The organism is Sorangium sp. So ce124, assembly GCF_051525235.1.
GTDB classification, from domain to species: Bacteria; Myxococcota_A; Polyangia; order Polyangiales; family Polyangiaceae; genus Sorangium; species Sorangium atrum.
This window is the reverse complement of sequence record NZ_CP150312.1, coordinates 12321089-12346607: the sequence shown is the minus strand read 5'-3', so window position 1 is coordinate 12346607 and position 25519 is coordinate 12321089. Positions and strand designations below refer to the sequence as shown.

At 66.6% G+C, this 25519-nt stretch carries 21 protein-coding genes; 19 read left to right on the top strand and 2 right to left on the bottom strand.

Annotated elements, in window-relative coordinates; translation table 11 throughout:
* Positions 1 to 424 precede the first annotated feature (424 nt).
* On the top strand, positions 425 to 2257 hold the full coding sequence (locus tag WMF19_RS46360) for a ParB/RepB/Spo0J family partition protein (protein WP_437896202.1): 1833 nt from the start codon (positions 425 to 427) through the stop codon (positions 2255 to 2257).
* On the opposite strand, the gene WMF19_RS46355 is transcribed toward WMF19_RS46360, so the two are convergent.
* Positions 2238 to 2684, bottom strand: a complete 447-nt coding sequence (locus WMF19_RS46355; protein WP_437896201.1) for an HNH endonuclease family protein — start codon at positions 2682 to 2684, stop codon at positions 2238 to 2240. The genes WMF19_RS46360 and WMF19_RS46355 overlap by 20 nt on opposite strands.
* 400 nt (positions 2685 to 3084) lie before the next feature.
* On the opposite strand from WMF19_RS46355, the gene WMF19_RS46350 reads away from it, so the two are divergent.
* Positions 3085 to 6774: an AAA family ATPase gene (locus tag WMF19_RS46350; protein WP_437896200.1), complete on the top strand. Its 3690-nt coding sequence runs from the start codon at positions 3085 to 3087 to the stop codon at positions 6772 to 6774.
* A gap of 4 nt (positions 6775 to 6778) precedes the next feature.
* The gene (locus tag WMF19_RS46345) at positions 6779 to 8551 is read left to right on the top strand and encodes a DEAD/DEAH box helicase (RefSeq protein WP_437896199.1); all 1773 of its coding nucleotides are present in this window, start codon (positions 6779 to 6781) and stop codon (positions 8549 to 8551) included.
* Between the two features lie 172 nt (positions 8552 to 8723).
* Here WMF19_RS46345 and WMF19_RS46340 read toward each other — a convergent pair whose 3' ends face one another.
* On the bottom strand, positions 8724 to 9242 hold the full coding sequence (locus WMF19_RS46340; RefSeq protein WP_437896198.1) for a hypothetical protein: 519 nt from the start codon (positions 9240 to 9242) through the stop codon (positions 8724 to 8726).
* Positions 9243 to 9548: 306 nt separating this feature from the next.
* Here WMF19_RS46340 and WMF19_RS46335 point away from each other — a divergent pair, with 306 nt between their 5' ends.
* The 16 genes from WMF19_RS46335 to dbpB (WMF19_RS46260) all read left to right on the top strand — a co-directional run bounded on the left by WMF19_RS46335 (position 9549) and on the right by dbpB (WMF19_RS46260) (position 25503).
* Positions 9549 to 10064, top strand: coding sequence for a TIGR00725 family protein (locus WMF19_RS46335; protein WP_437896197.1), 516 nt, complete (start codon positions 9549 to 9551; stop codon positions 10062 to 10064).
* Positions 10061 to 10993, top strand: coding sequence for a polysaccharide deacetylase family protein (locus tag WMF19_RS46330; protein ID WP_437896196.1), 933 nt, complete (start codon positions 10061 to 10063; stop codon positions 10991 to 10993). Before WMF19_RS46335 ends, WMF19_RS46330 begins: the two co-directional genes overlap by 4 nt.
* Positions 10990 to 11811, top strand: a complete 822-nt coding sequence (locus WMF19_RS46325; protein ID WP_437896195.1) for a M20/M25/M40 family metallo-hydrolase — start codon at positions 10990 to 10992, stop codon at positions 11809 to 11811. Before WMF19_RS46330 ends, WMF19_RS46325 begins: the two co-directional genes overlap by 4 nt.
* The gene (locus tag WMF19_RS46320; protein WP_437896194.1) at positions 11808 to 13379 is read left to right on the top strand and encodes a carbamoyltransferase C-terminal domain-containing protein; all 1572 of its coding nucleotides are present in this window, start codon (positions 11808 to 11810) and stop codon (positions 13377 to 13379) included. Before WMF19_RS46325 ends, WMF19_RS46320 begins: the two co-directional genes overlap by 4 nt.
* Complete coding sequence (locus tag WMF19_RS46315) at positions 13376 to 14503, top strand: hypothetical protein (RefSeq protein WP_437896193.1); 1128 nt, start codon at positions 13376 to 13378, stop codon at positions 14501 to 14503. Before WMF19_RS46320 ends, WMF19_RS46315 begins: the two co-directional genes overlap by 4 nt.
* The gene (locus WMF19_RS46310) at positions 14500 to 16761 is read left to right on the top strand and encodes a glycosyltransferase family 2 protein (RefSeq protein WP_437896192.1); all 2262 of its coding nucleotides are present in this window, start codon (positions 14500 to 14502) and stop codon (positions 16759 to 16761) included. The genes WMF19_RS46315 and WMF19_RS46310 overlap by 4 nt, the downstream gene beginning before the upstream one ends.
* Positions 16762 to 17008: 247 nt before the next feature.
* Positions 17009 to 17272 carry a hypothetical protein gene (locus WMF19_RS46305; protein WP_437277888.1) on the top strand — a complete coding sequence of 88 codons (264 nt, stop codon included), beginning with the start codon at positions 17009 to 17011 and terminating at the stop codon, positions 17270 to 17272.
* Between the two features lie 780 nt (positions 17273 to 18052).
* On the top strand, positions 18053 to 18310 hold the full coding sequence (locus WMF19_RS46300; protein WP_437896191.1) for a hypothetical protein: 258 nt from the start codon (positions 18053 to 18055) through the stop codon (positions 18308 to 18310).
* A 9-nt stretch (positions 18311 to 18319) separates the two neighbouring features.
* Complete coding sequence (gene queC / locus WMF19_RS46295; RefSeq protein ID WP_437896190.1) at positions 18320 to 19033, top strand: 7-cyano-7-deazaguanine synthase QueC; 714 nt, start codon at positions 18320 to 18322, stop codon at positions 19031 to 19033.
* Entirely contained in the window at positions 19030 to 19671 is a 642-nt protein-coding gene (gene queE / locus WMF19_RS46290) for a 7-carboxy-7-deazaguanine synthase (protein ID WP_437896189.1), read from the top strand. Before queC ends, queE begins: the two co-directional genes overlap by 4 nt.
* 11 nt (positions 19672 to 19682) lie before the next feature.
* The gene (gene queD, locus WMF19_RS46285) at positions 19683 to 20042 is read left to right on the top strand and encodes a 6-carboxytetrahydropterin synthase QueD (RefSeq protein ID WP_437277885.1); all 360 of its coding nucleotides are present in this window, start codon (positions 19683 to 19685) and stop codon (positions 20040 to 20042) included.
* Position 20043: 1 nt separating this feature from the next.
* The gene (gene folE2, locus WMF19_RS46280; RefSeq protein WP_437896188.1) at positions 20044 to 20889 is read left to right on the top strand and encodes a GTP cyclohydrolase FolE2; all 846 of its coding nucleotides are present in this window, start codon (positions 20044 to 20046) and stop codon (positions 20887 to 20889) included.
* Between the two features lie 30 nt (positions 20890 to 20919).
* Positions 20920 to 21876: a hypothetical protein gene (locus WMF19_RS46275; RefSeq protein ID WP_437896187.1), complete on the top strand. Its 957-nt coding sequence runs from the start codon at positions 20920 to 20922 to the stop codon at positions 21874 to 21876.
* Positions 21876 to 23054 (top strand): DGQHR domain-containing protein DpdB, encoded by a 1179-nt coding sequence (gene dbpB / locus WMF19_RS46270; protein WP_437896186.1) that lies wholly within the window; start codon positions 21876 to 21878, stop codon positions 23052 to 23054. Before WMF19_RS46275 ends, dbpB (WMF19_RS46270) begins: the two co-directional genes overlap by 1 nt.
* Complete coding sequence (dpdA, locus tag WMF19_RS46265) at positions 23051 to 24352, top strand: tRNA-guanine transglycosylase DpdA (RefSeq protein WP_437896185.1); 1302 nt, start codon at positions 23051 to 23053, stop codon at positions 24350 to 24352. Before dbpB (WMF19_RS46270) ends, dpdA begins: the two co-directional genes overlap by 4 nt.
* Positions 24349 to 25503, top strand: coding sequence for a DGQHR domain-containing protein DpdB (dbpB, locus tag WMF19_RS46260; RefSeq protein WP_437896184.1), 1155 nt, complete (start codon positions 24349 to 24351; stop codon positions 25501 to 25503). The genes dpdA and dbpB (WMF19_RS46260) overlap by 4 nt, the downstream gene beginning before the upstream one ends.
* Positions 25504 to 25519: the final 16 nt, after the last annotated feature.

Below are 25519 nucleotides of genomic sequence, written 5' to 3'. Positions count from 1 at the left end.
AACGCGACGGAACGCGACCCGGGGCGACCCCTCGCGACGGTGGGCGTGTGAATGGCGTGTGAATGGCGGGAGGGCGCTCGGCGGCGAGAGAACAGGGGAAAACGGGGCCGGGTGGCATCGCGTCGCCCGGTCGGGTCCTCGGTTGCCCACGGGGCCGGCGACGACAACATCTCCGCGCTGTCCCTCGGGACCGAGCAGCTTGCTGGCGCCCACGCGCCGGCCCTGTTGCGCTTGCCGGTGGTGGATGCGCTCTCGTCCTCCGGGCAAACTTGCCGTGCCGGAACGACTCCGTTCGGTTGAGAAGACCATGATGATCCCGAAAGTGAGCAGGCCCAGTCCGAAGCCGAAGCGGACCACGAGGTCAGGCCTCGGTGCCACACCGTCCATGCTGGACGCGACCGAAGCCGTGCACAGGGAGGTGCACATGGTCGCGATCAAGAACATCGCCATCCCGCCGCACCGCGAGCCCGACCCCGCGACCGTCCGTCAGCTCGCCGCGTCCATCGCCGAGGTGGATCTGTTGAACCCGATCATCCTCACGCCGGAGGGTGAGCTGGTGACGGGCCGCAACCGGATCGCCGCCTTCGTGGAGCTTGGCCGAACGCACATCCCGGCGCGCACCGCCACGTGGGGGATGCTCGAGCGCGAGCTCGCGGAGATCGACGAGAACATCGTCCGGCGCCGCTTCTCGGTGCTCGAGCGAGGCCGGCTGCTCGCCCGTAAGAAGGAGCTGTACGAGGCCGTCCATCCCGAGGCACGCCAGCATGCACGAGGGGGTCGCGCAAAGGCGGCAGCCGAGGCGGCAACGGAAATTATTTCCGTTGCACCGGCCTTCGCGTCGGATGCGGCCGACAAGCTCGGTACGTCGGAGCGGTCCGTGCGGGAAGAGATCCGCATCGCCACGGAGCTGGCTCCCAGGGCGGCCAAGCTCCTCTATGGCACCCCGCTCGAGGACGAGAAGGTCCTCCTGATGCAGCTCACCCGGCTGCCTCAAGAGCAACAGGTGTCCGTCACGCAGTTGCTCGTCGACGGCCGCACGAAGAGCGTCAAGTCAGCGGTCGCGATGCTTGAGGGAGATGCGAGAGCGACCGAGAGGAAGAACCTACGGAGCAGGAAAGGCGGCGAGAGCACCGCACGCATGCGCGAGGTCACGGGCTCGCTTCACGAGGTGGGGAAGCGATGGGGGCGTCTCGTCCACGACTTGGATCCGGCACTCGCACAAGAGGCGCAGGAGATCGGCATCGCGCTCGAGAAGATCGAGGAGAGGATCCGCGCGCTCGTGCGTTCAGTCGCGGAGCCTGCTGCCGAGCCGTCGGGACACGGCGAAGCCCAGACGTGCCGCGATAAGCATGCGCCGACGACGCCGCTTCACGACCTGTTCCATCGGATTCTCGCTGCTAAGAATCGGTTCTCAGAACGTCATGGAGGGCTCCTCGACGGCTCATCTACTTTCGCCGACTACATGGCGGCGTGCCGAGGCGATCCCGAGCGCGTCCGCGCAACGATGGCGCTTCTGGCGAGCGATCTGTTCACATTGGTCCGTGAGGTCAACTCGTTCAGCATTGAGGTACCCGGCACGAGGCCCGGGCCCACGCTGGGCCATGTGAACGGGTCAGGAAGCGCGGCCCCAGCTCCCGCGGGACCGAGCCGTACGCTTCCGCCCTTGGGATCTACTCTCACGCCGCTGCCGGCTGCGAATGCGACGAGCGCGCCGGCTCCGCCGAAGGTGGTGCTGCACAACCCGACGGAGGAGGAGATCGAAGCGGTGGTCGTGCAGATCATCGAGGGATACAGGAGCGGCGCGCTAAATTTGCCGTTCCAAGGTCGGGCTGAAATCTGGCGGAAGAACTGGCCCGCGCACGTGAGGGAAGCAGCGTCCAAGAAGTTCTTCGCGATGCTCGACGCGTTGCATGCGTCCGTACGTGCGGCGCCACAATCGGCATCGAATGCAACAGTACTTTCTGCAGCGCCAGCTGAAGCAGAGCTTTTGCCGCTCAGCGCCCAGACGGCGCAGCCGCAGAAGGCCATCTTCGCGCCCCCCGATGCATCGACTTCGCTGGATCCGACCACGCCCCGCATGGGCGATCTCGCGAGGGCCGCGGCACTGGTCCTGGCCGCGCCTGGGTCATCGCATGCGTTGACAATTGCCGCAAGACTGGTACGGGCCGACACGGACCCACGGGAAGAACGCCGCAGCGCCCGACCGAATCTGTCCCAGCCGAGGACGCAGCTCACGACTAGGGCGGCCAGCGCTTGAGGCAGAAGTCGATGGGTTCCTGTGTGCGAGCCTCCACCGCGTCGCGATCGAACTTGTTGTTCGCCTGGCTCGCCACACCGATTTGTCGTGTCGCGACGAGCTTGCTGTCCTTATAGACATCATCGGCGGATGCTTTCTGTTCGGGTGTCTTCTTCTGCGCGGCGCTGTTGATGCGCTCCTCGACGAGGGTCAGGTTCCCGAGCCGATGGTTCTGCTCCTCGTACTCGTCGCGGTCGGCAAAGCCGCGCCCCTTCAGCGCGAAGGTGCGCTCCTCAGGAAGCACGTAATCGATGGTGATCCCGGCCGCGCGAAGCCCCCTGAGCTCAGCGAGCAACATCGGGGCGCTGCCCGCGCCCAATCGCGCGACCTCCTCGTGCTCCACCAAGATGTGGCGTGTGCCCTCGTTCGACTCCACGACGAAGGACACGCCCGACGTGCTGATCTACATCGTCAGGCTTCGGCGAGCGCTGATCGCGATCGAGGCCAAAATGTACGACCGGCCCGCGACGGCTGCGTTGAACGGGCAGCTCGCCGCAGGCGGCGCTCTTCCGCTACCTCGCGGGGCGGTTCAACGTCGAGGCAGCGAGCCTAGCGCACGTCGCGCTGCCGCCGGCGGCGCTCGCCTCGGAGGTCGGCACGGTCCTCATGACGACGGTGACGTAGGAGCGGCTGCTCGGCGACCGCAGTGAGCAAGGCGGCCGAATGGCGGCAAACACAGCCGTATCGAAGGGCGTGCGCTTCCTGGAAGCGTCGCGCCGGGAACGGCTGGTCCGCATGGGCGTCGGCAGCGTACCATCGGCAGCTCATCCGAAGGGGGGCCTCGAGACATGTTCCACCTGACCGCTCGCGTCGCCTGGCACGACTCGCGTTGGAACGGGCGCGTTTGCCGCGTCCCGTCTTGCAACTCCTTCTGCACCGCGCTCGACCGGATCCGCGAGGAGCGCGACGATGCGCAAGAAGACACCCTGGCTGGGAGACCGTGGAGCGGCCTCAAGCCCGACGATGTGCCGCCCTGCCAGGCCGAGTCCGGCGCGTTCATGAGCCCGGAAGCGTGGACACGCCGCTTCACCCATCCTTACGCCGGCATCAAGAAGGCCGAGGAGACGCACGGGCACCTCGTGCCCACGCTCGTCAAGGCGCCGCCGTACTCCACCTTCGTCGTGCCCTTCGCCTGGATGCTCAGCAACGAGCAGGAAGCCATCGACGCGAAGCTCCCCGAGCCGCTGCCGCCCGATGAAGAAGCGCCGTTCTCGAGTCCTTGGGTCTTCGGGAGGTCGCGCCAAGAAGCGCTGCTCCAGCTCTTCTTCGGTCGCCTCGTTCCCGAGCGGTCGCTCGTGTTCTTCTACTGCAAGGAGGGGCAGCCGCTCGGCGATACGATCTCGCGCCTGGTCATGGGCGTCGGGCGCATCACGGCCATCGCGCCGCCGAAGTCCTACGATACCGCGAAGAAGAAGCCCTCGTACGGGATGTGGGACCGGTTGCTCCAGCACTCGATCCGCCCTGACGGCGATGACGGCTTCTTGCTGCCGTACCACGACTACCTCGAGCCGACCGGCGATCCCCGCGAAGACGCCCGGCGGCTCACGCAGCTCAGGGAGATCGCCGTCCCTGCCGATCCCGCACACGTGCGGGTCTTTTCGTACGCGGCCGAGCTCGCGCCGGCCGACATCGCGCTCTCCACGCTTGTTCGATGCCTCGAAGCCGTACGCCGGATCCGGACGCACGGCGTCGCGAAGGGTCCGTGGGAGCGCCGCGAGGAGTGGCTCAACGCTCAGATCGCGACGACCTGGAAGGACCGCGGCGCCTTCCCTGGGCTTGGACCCGCCCTCGAAGCGCTCGGGCTGCGCCTCGGAACGGCGCTCACGCTCGAGCTCCTCTCCTCGAACGCGGTGGCGCGGGATGCGGATCCGTGGCCCGTCGTCGACGCGATCCTCCGGGGAAAGAAGAAGCCACCGCAGCGCGCCTACGCTCCCGACCTCGAGGCGGTTCGCGAGACCTGGACGAATCTCACCGACGAGCAGCGGAATCTGCTCCGGCTGCTCTCCCGGTTCGCGCTTACGTCCGCGCAGGCGAAGCGCTGGTACGATGTGGCCGAGCGGGCGCGGGGAACCACGGCCAAGGTCTCCGACCGAGAGATCCTCGAGAACCCCTATCGCATGAGCGAGGTCGATCTCGGAAACTGGAACGACTCGCCCGTGTCCGTTGGCATGATCGATCGCGGCTTGCTCCCCGAGGCGACCATCGCCGCGAAGCATCCGGTGCCGGCGCCCTCAGCGGTGGGGTCACCCAACGATCCCCGGCGCATCCGGGCCGCCATGGTCGCGGTGCTGCGACGGGCGGCCGAGCAAGGCGACTCGCTCCTCGGTACCGCAGACGCGCTCCAGGAGGTCGCCAAAATGGATCTCGCACACCCGTGCGTTGTCGGGAGCAATTGGCCGGCAGCGAACCGCTCGGCGCTCCAGAACGTGATCGAGCTCGTCGATGTCGTGACCGACGACAGGGGCACGTCGACCGCTGCCCTTCAGCTCACCGAGCTCAAGGGGCGCGAGGACCGTCTGCGGTCGACGCTGTCGAAGCGGGCCGGTAAGCCGATCATGCCCGTGAAGGCCGACTGGAAGACGCTCCTCGTCGAGGCGATCACGGGCGCGGGCGGGAGCTTCGACCCCAAGAACGAACGCCGCGCGCTGGCGATCGCCGAGCAGTCTAGCGCGCTCGCGCGTCTCACGTCGCGTCGTCTCAGCGTCCTCATCGGGCGCGCGGGCTCAGGGAAGACGTCGGTCCTGGGCGCACTGATGCTCTGCCCGCCGCTCGCCAAGGACGGGATCTTGTTCCTCGCCCCCACCGGCAAGGCCCGCGTCCGCCTCGCCAAAGCGACGAACGCCGAGGCAATGACGGTGGCGCAGTTCCTCCATCGCCTCAAGCGCTACGACGGCGCCCGTCAGCGGCCACGCTTCGAGGGCAAGGAGAAGTACCGCCAGGAGAAGACGATCGTCATCGACGAGTCCTCGATGCTCACGATGGACGATCTCTTCGCCGTGCTCGAAGCGATCGATCTAGCTCATGTGCAGCGGGTCATCCTCGTGGGCGATCCGAACCAGCTTCCGCCTATCGGTGTGGGCCGCCCGTTCGCGGATCTCGTCGCGTTCCTGGAGACGACGACCGCAGCGGCCGACGATGGAACGCCGCTCGGCGACGCGCTCGCTCGGCTCACCGTGGAGGTGCGTACGCTGGCATCGTCGAGCGAGCCGTCGGACACGCTGCGGCTCGCATCGTGGTTCACCAGGGAGCCGCAGCCCATCGACGCCGACCGCGTCCTCGGCGATCTCGAAGCGGGCACGCCGTTCAACGACCTCGAGGTGGTGCTCTGGAAGACGCCCGACGAGCTGCGGGCGAAGCTGCTCGAGGCCTTCGCGCGACACCTCGGCGTGAAGGACGCGAGCGACGTCGCCAGCTTCGACGGAGCGCTGGGCCTCAACGACAAGGGGTGGGTCCCGTTCGACAAGCCCGACGGCTCGGAGCGGTGGCAGATCCTCTCCCCGGTACGCATGCACCCCCACGGGGTGCATGACCTGAACCGGTGGATCCAGCGGCAGTTCCGCGCGAAGGAGCTCGACGCTGCCGTGAGACGATGGGCCCCGAGCCTCGGCGACGAGACCATCGTGGCGAAGGACAAGGTCATCCAGACCGTGAACCAGCGGCGCAAGGCGTACGACTGGAAGGAGCGGAACGCCTGCGAGTTCGACATCGCGAACGGGGAGATGGGGCTCGTCAGCAAGGTGAAGGACAACCTCAAGGTGGCCTTCGCAGGCCGTTCGAACGTCACGTTCGACTACTGGCCCAGCCAGTTCGGCGACGGGCGTGCGCCGCTCGAGCTCGCCTACGCGCTCACGGTCCACAAGGCCCAGGGCAGCGAGTTCAAGAAGGTGTTCGTCGTCCTGCCCAAGGGCTCACGTCTTCTCACGCGCGAGCTCGTCTACACCGCGCTCACGCGCTCGCGCGAACGGCTGGTGCTTCTCGTCGAGGGGAGCGACGCGACGACGCTGTTCGACCTCACCCGCCCGGAGCGCTCCGAGACGGCACGCCGCAACACCAACCTCTTCCAGGGCGCAGTCCGCCAGGGCGAGGACGAGGTGCCCTATGCCGAGCACCTCATCCACCGGGCCGCGAAGGGCCACCTCGTGCGCAGCAAGTCCGAGCTCGTCATCGCCAACATCCTGTGGGAGCTCGACGTCAAGTACGAGTACGAGCGCGCCTACGACGGCCAAGCCGAGGCACGTCGCGTCCGCCCCGACTTCTCGTTCGTCATGCCCGACGGCGACCTGGTGATCTGGGAGCACCTCGGCATGCTCGACCGCGAGGACTACCGCCGCGGCTGGGACTGGAAGCGCAACTTCTACGAGCGCAACGGGTTCGTGCTGAGGAAGACGCTGTTCACGTCGCAGGAAGGCGAGCGGGGCGCGCTCGATACGCTCGCCCTGAAAGAGATGGCGCGCACCATCAAGAAGCTCCTCGAGTAAGGCCATGGACAAGGAAGAGAGAGCGCAGATTGAGCAGGTGCTGTCGCGGCTCTCGCGCGAGGACTGGGACGGGTTCCTCGCGAGCGACGAGGGCGCGCGGGTGGGCGAGCGGCTCGACGCCGTGCGGGCGGCGCTCCGTGGATCGGGAAACCTGTCGCCCGGGGCACCCTCGCGTCCGATCGCCGAAGTCGTCGATCTCCTGGGCCATCGGCTGCTGTCCGACGGCGCAACCGGCCCGTGGCTCCGGGAGAAGATCCTCCAGAACCTGCCGACGACGAGATACAAGAAGCTCGAGGCCCTCTACCGCGAGGTCGGAGGACGGCGCGCGGCGCCGCTGCACGGCAACATGACGCAGCAAGGCGCAGGCTCGCGCGTGATGGCAGCCTACTGGCACCAGGGCAGCACCTGGGCGCGCCGCTTCTGCGAGATCGCCGGGCTGCCCGAGCTGCTCGCGAAGTGCCGATCGAACCCCCTGCCCGACGACGAGGAGGTCGTGCCGGTCGAGCCGTTGCCGCCGCTGCACGACTTCCAGATCGAGGTGTACGCCGCCATCCGGAAGATGCTCCTTGGCGGCACCGGGGAAACGGCGTTGCTGTCGCTCCCCACCGGGGCCGGCAAGACCCGCGTGGCCGTGGAGGCGATCTGCGATCACCTCGCCGAGGAGCGGCAGCGGTGCAATGTCGTGCTCTGGATCGCGCAGAGTGACGAGCTCCAGCGGCAGGCGTGGGAGTGCTTCCGGCAAGTCTGGCAGGTGCCGCCGCAGCGCGCGGGGAAGATCATCCGTAGAACGCCGCCGCTCAGCATCGTGCGGCTCTGGGGTGGGCGCGATCCGGATTCGATCGAGATCGGCGACGAGCCCACCGTGCTGGTCGCAGGCATCGATCAACTCGCGAGCTGGGTGGACAACAGGCCGGACTTCTTTGAGAGCTTCCCGACCCGGCGGCTCGCGTGCGCCGTCGTGGATGAAGCTCACTCGCTCATCACGCACACGCAGCGCGAAGTGCTCGTAGCGCTTGGGCTTTGCGCGAAGCGTGAATGGCGTGCGCTGCAGGGAGCGGCCCCCGTCATCGGCCTGTCCGCGACGCCGTGGCGCTCGAACGACGAGGAGAGCGCGACGCTCCAGCGGTACTTCCAGAAGCAGCTCCTACGCCCTGACTCACTGGGCCAGAAGCCGATCCAGGCCCTCCAGCAGCGGGGAATCCTCGCTCAGGTCAACGCGGAGCGGCTCCGCGTTGAGGGGACCCGCGCGATGACGGACGCTCAGCTTCGCCGCTTCGAGCAGTTCAGGGACCTTCCCGGCGATTACGTCGCGCAGCTCGGGCTCGAGCACGACCGCAACGCCCGGATCCTCAAGCGCCTCGGCCGGCTCCCGAAGCGCAGGCGCGCACTCGTCTTCGCGTGCTCCGTCGCGCACGCGGAGGTCCTCGCCGTCGCCCTGAACCACGCCCTGGACGATGGCTGCGCCGCAGTGGTGACCGGGCAGACACCGAGGGCCGAGCGCGCTGCTGTCATCGAGCGCTTCCGTGACGGTGACGGCCTACGATTCCTCTGCAACGTCGGCGTGCTGACGACGGGCTTCGACGCTCCTCGCGCGGACGTGGTCTGCATCACGCGGCCAACGACGAGCGCGTTGCGGTACGAGCAGATGGTCGGTCGCGGCCTGCGCGGCCCCGAGAACGGGGGGACTGCAGAGTGCCTCGTCGTCGACGTGCAAGACGATGGGCTACCGGAGGGCATCCAGAGCTACAGCCGCGTCGCCCATCTGTGGGATGGCTGACGCATGCCGCTCCCCGAGACAGGACCGCAGAGAGCCCATGACAAGGTTCAGCATGCCGAGCGCTGACACGGAGTCATCAGCTCCGACTGTACGTCTTCCTTAGAACCTATCGCAGTAGGAAGTACCTGGGATCTCAGGAGACTATCATCGGGAACATGTGGAACCCCTTGCTTCATCTATTTTGGCCACGGGGCAGCTCTGGATCGGGGTAAGGCCAGAGATTGGTCATCGGTCCGGGAAGCAATTTCCGTTGCTCGAACTTGGGCGGTTGCTTCTCGGATGATGGCAACCTATCGATCACCCACCCCGTAAAGCACCGGTGCTCCGGGTCTCGCGCGTAGCCTCTGCTCGGGTCCTTCTCGTGCTCCTCCGTCAGCAACCGGATCATGCCGGAATTCTCGGGATCTTCGCTGACTCTGAACAGTGCCGTGCCCTCGATCCGCTCACCGAACTGTTTGGAGTATTTACCTCCGTGGACTACCACAAAGCTACCGTAGCTTGGCACTTTGCCGTCGCCGCGTGCGTAGTAGAAGTGGATGATGTCACCGAGGTCGACCTCCCTTACCCGATCCGACTGGCTGCCATTACGCTCCACGGCCGAACGGCAGAGAAAGTGCCTCGCCACCGCAAGATGAAGAGTCTCATAATAACCGACCTTGCCCTTGGTTGCTTTATATATCCACTCCTTCATTCGTTACACTCCTTAACGGAAGCGGTCATAGGCATTACCCATCATCGCCTTCGACAGTGCCGCTTACTTCGCCCTATCACCCCTGCTTCGACCTTGTGGCAGTCCCGAGCGCCTCCTCGGCTTCGTCGGATTCACAGCGGGGCCACTCCTCGCCGGCTTGCTTTGCGTACATGGTCTCGAAGAGCTGAGTACATGGAACACATTGCCAATATTGACCCAGGAGGCGCGAAAAGGCCCTTCCCGAGCTTGCAACCGTGATTTATCCTACACTACTGGGAGCAGATGATGCGCCGACCCGTTGCCGCCGTGATCGGAAGCACTCGCGCGACGGCCGACCAGCTCGAGCTTGCCCACGAGCTCGGGACGGCTCTCGTCGACCAAGGATTCCGGGTGCTCACCGGCGGGCTCGGCGGCGTCATGGCCGCGGCGCTCCGGGGCGCGCGCTCGTCGGCGCGTTACCAGTCCGGAGATACCATCGCCATCCTCCCCACGTACCGGGCGGGCGACGCGAGCGACGCCGCGGACGTCGCGATCTGCACGGGGATGAACCACGCCCGCAATGCCGTGCTGATAGCATCCTCTGACGTGGTGCTCGCGGTCGGGGGGCGGACCGGTACGCTGGGAGAGCTCGCGCTCGCATGGGAGCTCGGGCGACCCATCGTCTGCGTTGGCAGCTCGGAAGGATGGGCGACGCGTCTCGCCGGCGAGACGCTAGATAACCGGCGCGGCGATCGCGTGCACGGCCCCCTGGCACCTCGCGATGCAGCGCAGCTCGCCCTGACCCTCGCCGAGGCGGTCGTTCCTCCGCCCTCGTTCGTATGACGGGGCAGCTCGCGGTCCTCTGCTACCACCGGGTGCTGCCGGATGCGGACCGCACCGGTGATGCGTGGCCGTACTTCTCCCGCGGGACGGCCGTCTCGCTCAGCAGCTTCTCGCGCCAGGTGGAGCAGCTCATGCAGCACGTCACGCTCGTGGGCGAGGCGGCAGTCTCCGCCTGGGCCGACGGCCGCATGGAGCTCGATGTCCCTTCCGCCTGGATCACCTTCGACGACGGCTATGCAGATGTCGTCGAGCACGCATCGCCGGTGCTCGCAGCGGTGGAGGCTGCGGCGAGCGTCTTCGTCACCACGTGCACGCTCGCGACGCCGCCTCGGGCGCTGCCGGCGGATCGCTGGTACTCGGCGCTCGCTCACGCACGGAGGCGCCGGGGCACGCTCGTGGTGGGTGGGCACCGCTTGGAGTTCGATCTCGACCGTCCCGAGGATCGGGCGCGGCTCGTTGATGGTCCCGAGCGGCGACGTTGCCTCCAGGCTCCCGAGGAGGAGCGGGATGCGATCCTGGCCACGCTGGGCGAGACGCTGGACGCGCCAGCCGAGCCCTCGCGGCGGTTGTACCTACTGGCCGAAGAGCTTCGTGGCCTCGTGCGGCGAGGCTGGTCGATCGGAGCCCACGGCGCGACGCACAGGCCGTTTCCGGTGCTGGATGCTCCAGCACTCACGGCCGAGCTCGACGGGGCCGACCAGGTCTTCGCTCGGCATGGCTTTCCGAAACCGACGACCCTCGCTTACCCCGATGCAGCGTGGAGCGAGGGGTCCGAAGGAATCGTCGCGGCGCATGGCTACCGTCTCGGCCTCCTCCTCGGCAACCAGGTGACCTCCCGCCGGCCGCTGCGGATCTGCAGGTTCGTGGTGCCGGACGAGCCTTGCTGGGTGGAGCAGACGCTGCTGCCAGCGCTCGGGAGGCGTGGATGAGCGCCGCATGGCATCGCGAAGCGGAGTGGCTCGACCGCGTCGGGCGCTGGGTTGCCCTCCACCCCGTGGCCGGAAGCACGTCGGTCCTGGAGGTGGCGACCGAAGTTCACGTTGAGCTGCGCGGTCTCGGCTTCGCCGTGGAAGAGCTGCGGCACCCCGGGCATGCTCCACTGCTCGTCGCGCGACGTCCCGCGCCGATCGGGATCCCGACGATCGGGCTCTACGGCCACTACGACGTCGAACCCGTGAACGAAAGCTGGCACGGCGACGCGCTGCAGCTCCGGGTCGCCGCGGGACGCGCCTACGGGCGTGGCATCGCGGACAACCTTGGACCGCTCGCACAGCGCCTCCTGGCGGCGCGAGACGTGCGATCCTGGCCCGGCGTGCTCTGGGTGATCGAGGGAGAGGAAGAGACGGGCTCGCCTGTGCTCGCCGGGCACCTTGCCGCCCTGCGAGAGATCGACGTGGCGGTGTGGCTCGACGAGACCGGATACTTCGAGGTCCCGGAACGGCAGCGCATCCTGGTGTTCCGATCGGACAAGCGCCTCGATGATCTTGGCCGCCGCTGGCGAGAGCTCTCCCGCGAGGAATCGGTCTCGGTGGTGCTCGAAGCCCGCGCACTGAACCGCGCCTCAGCGGCATCCGCCGGGCCCGTCAGCTCGCTCTTCGACGAGCGGCCCTATGCGGCCTTCGGGCCCAACGACGCGCACTCGAATGTCCACGGCGCCGACGAGTCGCTACCGCTCGGCACGCTCGCGCTGACGGCGCGCCAGCTCGTCGCGACGCTGGAGCACATGGCCTCCGGGGAGCAGTCATGAAGGTCATCGCGTTCCATGTCCAGCACGACGCGGGGCTCGCCGTGGCCCACGACGGCGTGTTCGAGCTCGCACTCGAGCTGGAGAGGTTGTTCGAGGAGCGGTACTTCGCGAGCGCGTGGGATACGGAGATCTTCCGGGCGCAGTGGCGGCGGGCGATCGAGGTCGCCGTACGAGCGACGGGGATCGAGCGCTTCGACATGGCCGTGACGAGCTGGGTGATGCCCTCGCTCCGCCGCATCCTCGCCGAGTCGGTTTCGGCCGAGCGCTGGGTAACCGTCGACCATCACCGCGCCCATGCCCTGCACGGGATCCACGACGCGCCCTTTCGGCGCGCCCTCGTCATGTCCTTCGACGGTGGCGGGAACGACGGCACGTGCAACCTGTTCCGCGCGTACGACCGGGCTCTCACGCACCTTCGCCGCATACCGCTGAACCTCGGCACCCCGTACCGGTTGCTCGCCACCGCCATGCCCGAGGTCACGGGACGGCGCCCTCAGCCGCGCGCGGGGCACCTCTCCCTCGCTGGCAAGCTGATGGCCTATGCCGCCTTGGGGCGCATCCGCGAGGCGTGGCTCAGCCCGGTCGAGGATTACTACCTGAACTTCCAGGAGCCCTTGCAGGCCCTCTACTCGCTCGGCGAGCAGCTTGGCCTGGAGCTCGAGGCCGACGCGGTCGCCGAGGACGAGGCGCGCGATCTCGCGGCGACGAGTCAGGCGGTGTTCGAGAAGCTCGTGCTCCGGATCCTCCGAGAGCATCTCGCGGAGCACGACGAGGGGATCGTGCTCACCGGCGGGTGCGCGCTCAATGTGCGGGCCAATGAGCTCGTCCGCCGGACGTTCGGCCGCCCGGTCCATGTGCCTCCCGCGCCCAACGATGCCGGCATCGCGACCGGCGCGCTGTGGTCCGTCGAGCCGCCGTCAGCGCCGCCGAACGTGTTCGTTGGGCCAGGGCTCGACATCGATGTGGGCGAGGGCGAGCTCGTGCGGCGCGGTGCCGTGCGAGCCGGTGTCGAGGAGCTCGCGGCGCTTCTGCGCCGCGGCGCCGTGCTCGGCGTCGCCCACGGCCGCGCCGAGCTGGGACCACGAGCGCTCGGTCACCGCTCGCTGCTGGCGCTACCCGGCTCTCGAGAGGTGAAAGAGCGGATCAACGCCCGCATTAAGTCGCGGGAGTGGTACCGGCCCTTGGCTCCGGCCGTCGCTGCGGCGCGGGCAGGAGAGTTCCTCCTGGATACGGCCCCCTCGCCCTACATGTCCTTTGCCGTCGAGATGCGCCCCGAGGCGCTCGTCCGCTTCCCTGCCGCAGCGCACCTCGACGGGACGGCGCGGGCGCAGATCGTCGCGCCAGAGACGTTCCTGGGGCGGTTGCTCGAAGCGCTCGAGCGGCAGGGTGAGCCGCCCATCGTGCTGAACACGTCCTTCAACACGAAGGGTCGTCCCCTCCTCCAGCGCGCCAGCGCGGCGCTCGACGCGCTCGACGAGACTCACCTGGACTTCGCCTGGATCGAGGGCTGGTTGGTGCCGCGCGACGCGGCAACCATGCAACGGTTCGCAGGAGGAGTGCTCCCGTGACCCAGCGACCGCGTCTGCTCTGCGACGCCAACCCGATGGCCTACGGGTCGAGCTCGGCGCTCCTGGCCATCCTGGAGCACGCCGACGCCGAGGCGATCGCGCTGGTACGCGACGTCACGGCCGAGCTGCTCGGCGCCGACCCGGCGATCGCGCGCACCATCGCGGTCGACGTGAAGGATCCCGACGCCGTAGCGAGAGCGCTCGAAGGAGAGCGCGTCGACGCGGCGCTCGTGGTCTCGAACCTGGCCAACATCGAGGTCTACCGCCGGCGCGGGCTGCCGATCTTCTTCGTAGATATCCTGTACTGGTACAGCGCACGCAAGGACCATGCGGTGTGGACGGCTGCGCAGCGCGGCTACGCGCAAGCGTTCCCCGGCGTCCGTGAGCGGGTCGAGGCCCTGCCGCCAGCCGTGCGACCGGTCGTGGTCGGCCCCTTGATCCGGACCATGCCTCTACGGTCGAAGGCGCCGCAGGGCACCTTGATCAATCTGGGCGGGGTGCGCTCGCGCTTCATCGATCCTGGCCGGGCGCCGATGTTCCTCGAATGGGTCGCCCGGATCCTCCACGAGGTGGAGCCGCAGCTACCTCCCGGACCGATCCTCATCGCCGCCGGGAGCGATGCGTGCGCCGTGCTTGGTCCCATCCTGCCGCCGCGGGCGAAGGCCGTGTGCCTGCCGCAGCCGGCGTACCTGCACGCGCTCGCCGACGCCGCGCTGTTCCTGACCGCTCCCGGGCTCAACGCGGTCTTCGAAGCGCTCTGGCTCGACGTTCCTGTGGTGTTCCTTCCCCCGCAGAACGCCACGCAGGTGCTCCAGCTCGCCCGCTACGAGACCGTGGAGCTCGTCCCGCCGGGCATCAACCTCCCGGGCCTGGTCCCCGCGCTGGACCTGCCCGAGCGGATCGATGACGAAGGCGCCTACACCGAACGGGTGCTCGCAGCGCTCCGGACAGCCTTGCGCTCCGGCGCGGTGCTGGAGGCGGCCGCACGCCACGTCGCAATGCAGATCTGCGAGGTCGCCTCTCGCGAGGCCGCCCAGCGCCGATTCCGGTCATCGCTGGGTGCGCCGGGCGGGGCGGCGATCGCGAGCGACATCCACGGCTTCTGGCGCGAGCGCGCTCCTTGAGCGACCTGATCGACGCCGCCGTCATCGTGCCCACCACTGGGCGCCGACCCATCTTGCTGCGGAGGGCGCTCGCGTCGGTGCTCGCTCAGTCCCCCAGACCGCGCGAGATGCTCGTGATCGTCGACGCGGCGGAAGACGCCGTACCCGGTGTGGTCGCGCAGATCGCGGGGCTCCCCTGCACCGTCCTGGCGGTGGGGGAATCACGCGGCGCTGGAGCCGCGCGCAACCACGGGGCCCGCGTGGCGCGCACCCACCACCTGTGCTTCCTCGATGACGACGATGTCTGGAAGCCCGGCTATCTCACCGCAGTCTTCGCGGACGGACCGGGCTTCGATCTCGCGCTGACCGCCTTCGAGAAGCACAACCGCGACGGGGCGCGGCCCGAAAAGGTTCCCCCGGAGACGCTTGATGCGGGGGTGTTCCTGGTGGCCAACCCCGGTCTGCGGGGCAGCAACCTCGTCGTCACGCGGGAGCTCTTCTGGACAGCCGGGGGCTTCTCCGAGAGCCTGCCGTCGTTCAACGACATGGACTTCGGCCTCCGCCTCGTCGCAGCGCAACCGCGCCGTTATCGGCGAATCCTCACACCCTTGGTCGAGTACCACGCCCACGACGGGGAGCGCCTGTCCCGTCGCGGAGCACAGGCCATCCCGCCCGGGCTCGAAGGGTTCCTGCAACTGCATGGGCCGAGGATGGATCATCGGCAGGAGGCTGCGTTCCGTGCGCGCGCGATCGACCTCTGGGGTGTAGACCCCTGGGCCCCGGCGGCGCTGGAGCGGCGGCTGAAACAGGCGCTCGCCGCGGGCACCATCGCAGCGCACTTCCCCGGGCTGCTGCATGCCGCGGAGACGGCCCTGATCGAGGCGACGTGCCGCAGCGACACGGAGGTCGACGAACGGCAAGCGTTCATCGACCGCCTGTGCGAGGCGTTGGAGCGAGATGGCGCTGCGCCGAGGCTTCGGTCTCTGCGCATCGTCGTCATCACGACGGACACGGCCGGGAGCGTGGCAGGGCTCCTCGCGTCGCTTCAGCACGCGCTCGAGCGTTCACTCTGGCGGGCCAGCGCAGGGGGGCCACTCGTCGAGCTGCTCTTCGTTCGCAACGACCGCGACCCCGAAGTCGACGACGAGCACGGTGCCACGCTGCGGACGTGGACCGACCCTCGGATCGTGGTCGCCGAGGTTCATGTACCGAGGTCGTCCCGCCCGCTCTCCCTGTGCGAGGCCAGGGCCTTCGCGTTTCGGGCCGCGCGCGAACGCGGATGGGAGCCATCCCCCGAGGCGCCCGTGTGGTCCCTCGACGAGGATTTCCGCTTCGAGGTCCTGGTTCCCTCGATCGAGCGCGGCTTCCGGCGCATCGCCGGAGGCGCGCTGCTGCATCGGCTCGAGCTCCTGGCGCTGCGTTGCGGCTCGAGCGGCATCGATGCGCTCGTCGGCGGCAACAGCGGGGCGGCGCCCGTGCCAGCGCTGGGCCTCCTCCGGCGGCAGATCTTCGATCTGACGTCGACGCCGGCCCCAGGGGTTCAGACCTCTGAGACGGGGCGGAGGCTCGCGGCCTGGCTGCGACGGCGTGATCCCTACTACGATCTGACGACGGATCAGAGCGAAGAGCTCTGGATGCCCCTGCGCGCGGCGTGGTGGCGTGCGTCGGGCGAGTGGGCGTGGGACGAGGTGGTCGAACGGCTCATGCTCGGATTGCCGGTGACGCGGCCGGCGCTGCCGTCGCTCGACGAGATGCCTCCGACCGCATGGGGGCACCTCGATGCAGCGACGGTCGCGGGCGGCAATACGGTGCTCCTGACGCCGCGGGTGCTGCGGCCGGAGGCGTTCGTCCAGGTTCGGTGGGGCTCGGTACGATCACGACGAGGCGACACCACGTGGCGCATCAACTGCCGGAAGAGTGGGGCGATGATCGCACGCACTTCCATCCCGATGCTTCACGATCGGACGCCACGACGGGGCACACCGGCGCGCGAGGCGACGGTGCGCGACGCGGTGGCCGATGCCCTCGGGGTCGGCCTCTATGAGACGCTCGGCACCCTGGGGCGCGCTGAGCAGGAGGCGACCAGGCGCGGCGCAAGACGGCGACTGGCTGCCGTGATCGAGAACCTTGCCGCCGCTACGGCTCAGCTGGAAACGCCCGGGAATCCCTTCCCGTCGGAGCCCCGCACGAGGCTGCTCGCGTTCTTGCGCGACGTCGCGGACGCCCTGACGGGTGTGCGGCTGGACAAGATTGAAATCAGCGATGCTCAGAGTCAGTAGCGGAGCTTCCCCTACGGCTGCAGGCAGGTACAGGCGCAGGTTTCTAGAATTCCGTACAATCGGACGAGCAGACGCTTACCTAGCTCTCCGCGTACCGACCGAGCGTGCACCTCGGACGCCGCGCTGCACCACGCGCCGACGTCCTGGTACTGTTCTTGAGCGTAAGGTGGCAGGGGCGACGGTGGTCCACCGACTCCAGTCACGACTATTCTGGCGGCGACCGAAGCCCTGCGAGGTGAAGGTGAACATGGCGACGACCGGAGAGCGATTTGGGAAGGTTCGGCGCGAGCACGTGGAGAAGGCATGCCGGGAGCTCACGGCGAGCGGGGCGTCGACGGGCGGCGGGTCCTATTTCGTCCGCTTCGACGGCCGCGACCTGCCGGCCAAGCGGGTCCTACGCGACGCTTACCGCCACGCCAACGAGCGGGAGATCGAAGCGAAGGCCTTTAGCGGCGGCCAGTTCACGGCACGCATATTGCAGAAACTCGGGTTTGAAGTAGTCGTCCGCTGATCATTCGATCAGATCATTCAGGAGCTCTATGTTCTCGCGGTCGAGGTCCTGTAATTTCCAGAGTTCGCAAAGCTGACCCAGGCCGACTCCTTCGAGACAGTGCGGTCCTCAGTGCCACGTTCCGAAGCCGAGTGGCTTGATCGTGCACAAGAGCGGGTGTTGACGCTCAGGCTGATTGATGGCGTCGCGCGCCGGCTGGCGGATGACCATCACCGTCTTGCGTGGCCCTTAGGCGCGGCCATGCGCCTCCTCCATCAAGGATGGTTGAGCGAGATGTCGGCCTGAAACCATAGTGCGACTGATCCCGAACAACGCGGGCTTCGGTCTGCGACGCGAGCGGAGATCGCCTCGCCGAGCATCATCCGATGCCCGCCTCGAGCCGGACCGACATTGGGCCTTGGGCCCACGGCGCCCCGCGCCAGCAGCGCGGTCGACTCCGACGAGAGCCGCAAGAGGCCATGCCCGCTGAGAACTCGGTCGCGGCACCACCCCAACCGTGGTGCTGTCACTTACCTAGACGAGGTGCCACGTGAAGGTCGGAAGCTCATTACAATTTCCTCTCCGAATTTCTACCTTCACATCCAGATAAGCCTCATTTACCCAGCCCGGACGCCTCAGAAGCGACCCTGAGCCATTTCGCTCAGGGAATAATTTTCCATGTATGCCAACTGATCGCTCCCGCCGGCTCTTGACGTCGTACAACGCTGCGGGATAGGTTGCACCGGAACCTGACGGTTCGTGACAGCTGTTACGCTCTGCAACCTGAACATACGAACAGAAATGAGTTTCGTCCTCGACGGAACTACCTATTTTTCTGCCGCTGAGGTAGTCCGCGACATTGGCGTGGCTCGCCAGACGCTCTGGCGTTGGAGACAAGACGGGAAGATCCCGCCAGGTCGGCGCTATCGCGAACACCAGGTGGTGTTTACAACCGAGGAATTCGCCGCGATACGTGAATTCGCGCACCGGATTGAGCCCATCAACGATGCACCTCCCAACCAGTTGAGATTGTTCAGTGGTCGGCGTGCCCAACGCTGAGGAGGGACTATGTCGAGTAAACCGAAAGCTGTTGTACTTCTGAGCGGCGGACTTGATTCCACGACTACCCTGGCCATCGCGCAGAGCGAAGGGTACCACGTTCATGCCCTCACGTTTCGTTATGGCCAGCGCCACGAGGGCGAGATCGAAGCCGCGCGCCGTGTTGCGCAGCGCTTGGGCGTCGCTCAACACGTTGTCGCACAGATCGACCTTCGGATGTTCGGCGGCTCAGCGCTCACAAGCGACATAGCAGTGCCCAAGGGGCGCTCTCTCGACGCTATCGGGACCGGCATCCCTATAACCTACGTCCCTGCCCGGAACACGATCTTCCTGTCGTTCGCCCTCGCATGGGCCGAAGTACTAGAGGCGAGCGACATCTTCCTCGGCGTCAACGCCCTCGACTACAGCGGTTACCCAGACTGCCGTCCAGAATACATCGAGGCATTCGAGCGGATGGCAAACCTCGCAACGAAGGCAGGTGTCGAAGGTCGGCAGCATCTTAAGATCCATACCCCGCTGATCCTCCTGACCAAGGCGCAGATCATCCAGCGTGGGTTGGCACTCGGCGTTGAGTATGGGCTGACGCTCACCTGCTACGACCCATCTGCTCAAGGCGAGGCGTGTGGGCGGTGCGATGCCTGCCTCTTGCGCCTGAAGGGTTTCGCGGAGAGCGGACTCGCGGACCCAGCTCCCTACCGCGTCGACGCGCGTGCACTCGCATGACTTACTCAGTCAAAGAGATTTTCTATACCCTGCAGGGTGAGGGAGCCCAAGCTGGCCGGCCTGCCGTCTTTTGCCGCTTCACGGGGTGCAATCTTTGGACAGGGCGCGAGGAGGATCGCCAGCGAGCCATTTGTCGCTTCTGCGATACAGACTTCGTGGGCATGGATGGACCTGGCGGCGGAAAGTTCCAAACCGCCCGAGACCTCGCCCAAGCCGTCGCTAACGTCTGGCCTCATAATCCTGCGCAGGTCGGCCCGCGTTACATCGTCTGTACAGGAGGCGAACCGCTCCTTCAACTCGATGACGCACTTGTCGAGGCGTTCCATGCCGAGGGGTTCGAGGTGGCGATCGAGACCAATGGTACCCAGCTCCCGCCAAGGGGGATCGACTGGACGTGCGTGAGCCCTAAGGCAGGCACTGACCTGCTGCTTCGCTCCGGGGACGAGTTGAAACTCGTATTTCCCCAGGAGGGCGCTGAGCCTCACGTCTTCGAATGCCTCGATTTCTCGCGCTTCTATCTGCAGCCGATGGATGGCCTGTTGCGGCAACGAAACACCGAACTCGCCCTCCGCTACTGCTTGGAGCATCCGCAGTGGCGGCTCAGTCTTCAAACGCACAAGATGCTCGGTATCCCTTGAGAGGGTGACGAATGGAGATTTTCAAAGAGTTCACCTTCGAAGCCGCGCATCGGTTACCGAACGTGCCACCCGGTCATAAGTGCAGCCGGCTGCACGGGCACTCCTTCCGCTGCGAGATCCACGTGCGCGGAGACGTAGGGCCGGAGACGGGCTGGGTGCTGGATTTCGCGGACATCAAGGCCGCGTTCGAGCCTGTGCACAAGGTCCTCGATCATAATTTTCTCAACGAGATCGAAGGTTTATCAAATCCGACGAGCGAGAATCTCGCGAGGTGGATCTGGGCGCAACTCGCCCCGTCGCTGCCGGGGATCTCGGCTGTCGTCGTTCGAGAGACGTGCACCTCCGGCTGCATTTATCGAGGAGAGGGGTGACATGGAGGACGTGCAAGGCCGCCGTGATGCACGCGGCATCCCCATCAATCAGGCTGGAGTCAGCGACCTCGCCTACCCGATCGTCGTGCTCGATCGTGCCCGCGAGCGGCAGCACACCATCGCAAAGATATCAATGTCCGTAGGGCTGCCCCATGACTTCAAGGGGACCCACATGAGCCGCTTCATCGAGGTGCTCGAGGAGCACCGCGGTGAGGTGACAGTGCGCACCCTGCCGCGGATCCTGCGCGCCTTGCGCGAACGGCTGCATGCAGAGACCGCACAGATGAAGGTCGTGTTCCCCTATTTTCTGGAGCGGCGGGCCCCGGTGAGCGGCGCCTGCGGCCTGATCGACTACGAGTGCTCCCTCACCGGCGAGACGAGCGGCACGAGCGAAGACTTCGTGCTCGGCGTCCGAGTGCCAGTCACGACCCTCTGCCCCTGCAGCAAGGCCATCAGCGATTACGGCGCGCACAACCAGCGGACCTACGTGACCATTGAGGTCCGTGGGACGTCGCCTATGCGCGATTCGTCGAACTTCATCTGGATCGAGGAGCTCGTCGAGGTCGCCGAGGCATCGGCGTCGGCCCCCGTGTACCCCCTCCTGAAGCGTCCGGACGAGCGGCACGTGACCATGCAGGCCTACGACAACCCGGCGTTCGTCGAGGATGTCGTGCGCGAGGTGGCGCTAAAGCTACAGGAGGATCCCCGCGTCGCCTGGTTCAGGGTGCACGCGAAGAGCGACGAGAGTATCCACAACCACAGCGCGTTCGCGCAGGTCGAGCAGGCGCGGGTGGGCAGGCAGGAGCCGCCGCGGCGTCCCCTTGGCAGGGATCCGGCAGAGGTGTAGCGTGCCGCGCCATTTCGGGCAGAATCCAAGGTGATCGTGACTCGTCCCATCGTCCAGATTGTCGCCGGTTGCACCGATCGGAAGCGGCTTCCGATCCCGGCGGATCTGCGCATTCGCGCTGTCCGCGCGAAGCGTCCGGGGGACCTCTTCGGCACGTGGTGGCGCGCACTCGAGCAGCACAACTCGCGGGCAGTTCCGGCGGTCGATCTCTACGGCGGCGATCATTGGACCGTGGTCCGCGACCTGCCGCGCGTTGCACACGATGCGGGACTCGACGCCCGCCTGTGGGTGGCGTCCGCTGGGTACGGACTCGTGCCCGCGGAAGCGCACCTCCGCGCGTACGGCGCGACGTTCACGCCCGGCCACCCCGACTCCATCGCGGAAGGCAGCGCGAGCGATGAGATCGCGCGCCGCTGGTGGCATTCGCTGGCCGGGCGGCCGGGGCCGCATCGGACCGCACCCCGGACCCTGGCGGATCTGGCGCTGGCGTCTGCGGGTGCGAAGCTGCTCGTCGTGGCCTCGCCCCGCTACGTCCGCGCGGTGGCGGACGACTTAGTGCAAGCCGTGTCCGCGCTGCGGGATCAGGACGACCTGCTCATCGTCTCCGGAGATCCAGGGGCTTCCCACGAAACGCTGCGCCGGAACTGGATCCCATCTGTCGCGTCCCTACAGACGACGGTCGGCGGGAGCCGACTCTCCCTTCATGCACGCATCGCCCGGCGCATCCTCGAGGAAGCCGCTCGACGCGGGATCGCCGCCACCGCGGTACGAGATCGCTTCATCGAGCTAGCCCGCGCGGCGCCGCCTCCTCAGCAGTACGATCGAACCCCACTCGACGACGAGGCCGTTCGCAGCTTCGTAGCCCAGAACCTTCGAAGCAATCCGGCGGCCACGCACACGCAGTTGCTCAGGGCCCTCCGTGACAGCGGGCGCGCATGCGAACAGTCACGGTTCAGGCAACTTTTTCTCCAGGTAAAGGAACGTTGATGGCGCGCGCCGCGAAGAAGACGACCGCCCACAAGGGGATCATCCGCCGTGCGGTGATCCGTCGCAGAGCACTGCGCATCATGCAGGACCCAGAGCGACCTCTCTATCTCTTCAGCCTCCGCGCTGAAGAGATACTGAAGATCGCGGACATCTCGCGCATCGCACGCGACGCTCAAGGCGAGTTGCTCGGCTACCAACGCCCCGAGGTACGCCAGCACATCCGGAACATCCAAGCCTATCTCGACGGCCGCCAAGGCGGCATGCTGTTCCCGAACTCGATCATCCTGTCCCTCTCCTCGTCCGTACGCTTTCAGCGCGAGCGCGGCCCTGAGGCCGATGACGGCCTCGCCCATGCAGGGACCATCGTGATCCCGATCCCAGGCATCGACGACCCAAAGCCCGCCTGGATCGTCGACGGCCAGCAGCGTGCGATGGCCCTTTCTCGGAGCCAGCGCAACGATTTCCCCGTCGCTGTCAACGCCTTCGTCGCCGACGATATCGCCACGCAGCGAGAGCAATTCCTTCTAGTAAACAGCACCAAGCCGCTGCCACGCGGACTCATCACTGAACTCCTTCCGGACATCGACACGACTCTGCCGGCGAACCTCGCCATCCGGCGTGCCCCCGCAGTCCTCTGCGACCTTCTGAATCGAGATCCGAAATCTCCCTTTTTCGGCCTGATTCGCAGGGCTTCGTCGACGAAGGCGGCGCGAAAGACCGAGGTGCTCGCTGATACGTCTGTCATGCAAATCCTGCAGGAGAGCCTCACAACCCCCTCCGGCTGTCTGTTCGCCTACCGCAACGTGGCCACCGCGCAGACTGATTTCACCAGCATCCGAAAGCTCCTGCTCATTTACTGGAGTGCTGTACGGGACACCTTCCCCGACGCCTGGGGGCAGCCGCCGACCCAGAGCCGCCTGATGCACAGCGCCGGATTGCGTGCGATGGGCCGCCTGATGGACCGGGTGATGGGATCCATCGACATCGAAGCTTCCGACGCGCGGCGGCGCGTGCTCCGTGAGCTTGCACCGCTCACCCGCGTCTGTTGCTGGACGTCGGGCTCCTGGAGCGACCTCGGCCTGCGGTGGAATGAGGTCCAGAACGTGCCCACGCACGTCCGCAGTCTGACAGATTTCTTGCTTCGGACCTACCATGATCGAGTGGGGGTGGCGCGGTGAAGTACTTCCTGCCTGACAGCCAAGACCTGGTCGATCCGACCTTCGACTTCGAGCGGGAGCGAAGGTCCGCGACGCGCCTGCGCCAGCGCGACGACCTCTACGCCCACGAGATTTTCAAGGAGCGGGTGCTCGACGGCATCCTGGTCTCGAAGGGCATCGTCGACGGCTCCGAAAACTCCGGGGGGCGCTACACGCTGGCGCAGCGCCACCGCCTCCTCCGCGTCGGGGCGCGCGAGTTCTTCCGCATCGATCGGAAGGACAACATGCCCATCGCAACGATGGGCGACTGTGGAGCCTTCACATATGTCAAGGATCAGGTGCCACCGTACACTGTCGACGAGGTGATCCGATTCTACGTTGACTGCGGCTTCGATTACGGCATCTCCGTCGATCATGTGATTCTCGCGTATAGCACCGAGTGGGACAAGCCGGGTGCCCAGGTGCCCGCCGAACTGCGCGAGCGACAGGAGATCACGCTTGAGCTCGCGCAGGAGTTCTTCACACGATGGAAGAACGATCGCCTCCCGTTCCAACCGCTCGGCGTCGCGCAGGGCTGGAGCCCGCGCTCTTACGCACGGGCCGCCGAGCAGCTCCAGAAAATGGGATATCGCCATGTCGCAGTCGGCGGGATGGTTCCCCTCAAGACGCCGGAGATCCTGGCTGGGCTCGAAGCCATCGACGGCGTACGGCGGAAGGATACCCGGCTTCATCTCCTCGGGGTCACACGCACTGAGCAAATGCAGGCCTTCGCGAAGATGGGCGTCGAGAGCTTCGACAGCACATCGCCGCTTCGACAGGCATTCAAAGACGATAAGGACAACTATTACACGATGGACCGCACGTATGTAGCTGTGCGTGTCCCCCAGGTGGAGGGAAACCCGAAGCTGCAAAAACGGATCTCGTCGGGCAACGTGCCGCAGGGAAAGGCCCGCGAGCTCGAGCGTGCCTGTCTCGACGGGATGCGGCGACTCGATGCGGGCGAGGTCAAGGTCGAGGTGGTACTCGACGCCCTCCAGCGATACGACGAGCTGTGCGGCGTTCCGTCGAGCCATCGCGATGTGTATCGCGAGGTACTCACCGATCGCCCCTGGACGCAATGCCACTGCGACGTCTGCCGCGAGCTCGGCCATCACGTGATCCTGTTCCGTGGCGCGGAGCGGAACCGTCGCCGCGGTTTCCATAATACGTGGGTGTTCTACCGAAAACTCGCGCGGGAGCTCGGCGGTGGCGTCGCCGAGACCACCGCGCGAGAGTCTCCACGCACACGTCGCGTGTCCGCCCCTGAGGTATTCTCATGACGACCGAGCTCTGTTTCCCAGCCATCGAGGTGCGCCAGTCGCCTAAACGCACCCTCTACACCTTCGCGGTGGACGCTAAGCTGGTGCCGAAGTTCGCGACGGTGTCCCGCATCCGGCGGAAGGACGGAGACGAGCTCCAGGGCTACCAGCGGCCGGAAGTCCTGGCGCACATCGAGGAGATCCGAGCCTATGTGGAGAGCGCGTCCCCTATGATCCCGAACGCCGTGGTGCTGGCGTTCGACTCTCGTGTGCGCTTCGAACCGCAGGCGGGGCCATGCAGCCCCTATGCTCGCCCTGGGACGCTCTTCATCCCGATCGATGAGGAGGCACCTGAGGAGGAGCGACCCGGCTTCATCGTCGACGGTCAGCAGCGCCTCGCGGCCATCCGGGACGCGACCGTCGATTCCTTCCCCATTTGCGCGAGCGCGTTCGTGACGGACGACGTTCGTGAGCAAACGGAGCAGTTCATCCTCGTCAACTCGACGAAGCCGCTCCCGAAGGGGCTCATCTACGAGTTGCTTCCCGGTACCGATACCGCTCTCCCGACGCTCCTCCAGCGCCGGAGGCTGCCTGCTTTTCTCATGACCCGGCTGAATCAGGACCAGGCCTCGCCTCTCCACGGAATGATTCACACAGTAACGAACCCGTCGGGCACCATCAAGGACAACTCGGTCCTCAAGATGCTGGAGAACAGCCTGAGCGACGGGGTTCTCTACCGCCTGCGGGACGGGAGCGGAAGCGAGGTGGATACGGACACCATGCTCGGCGTTCTCTTCGCGTTCTGGAGCGCGGTCAAAGAGGTGTTCGGAGAAGCGTGGGGGCAGCCCCCCAAGAAGTCGCGCCTGATGCATGGCGCCGGGGTCGTGAGCCTCGGGTTTTTAATGGACACGATCTCGGAGCGGTACCGCAAAAAAGGGCTGCCAACCAAAGCAATGTTCGCGAAGGACCTGAAGCCACTCAAGCCGCTGTGTCGCTGGACCGATGGGTACTGGGATTTCGGGCCCGGGCAGCAGCGGAAGTGGAACGAGGTCCAGAACACGACCAAGGACATCCAGATGCTGACCAACTACCTCGTGGTGCAGTACAAGTCGCTGGTCTGGAACCGCCCGGGGGCGCCCACAGGGCGTCAGCTGATCCTGAACGGGTCCTGAGCAGCGGAGGTCGAGA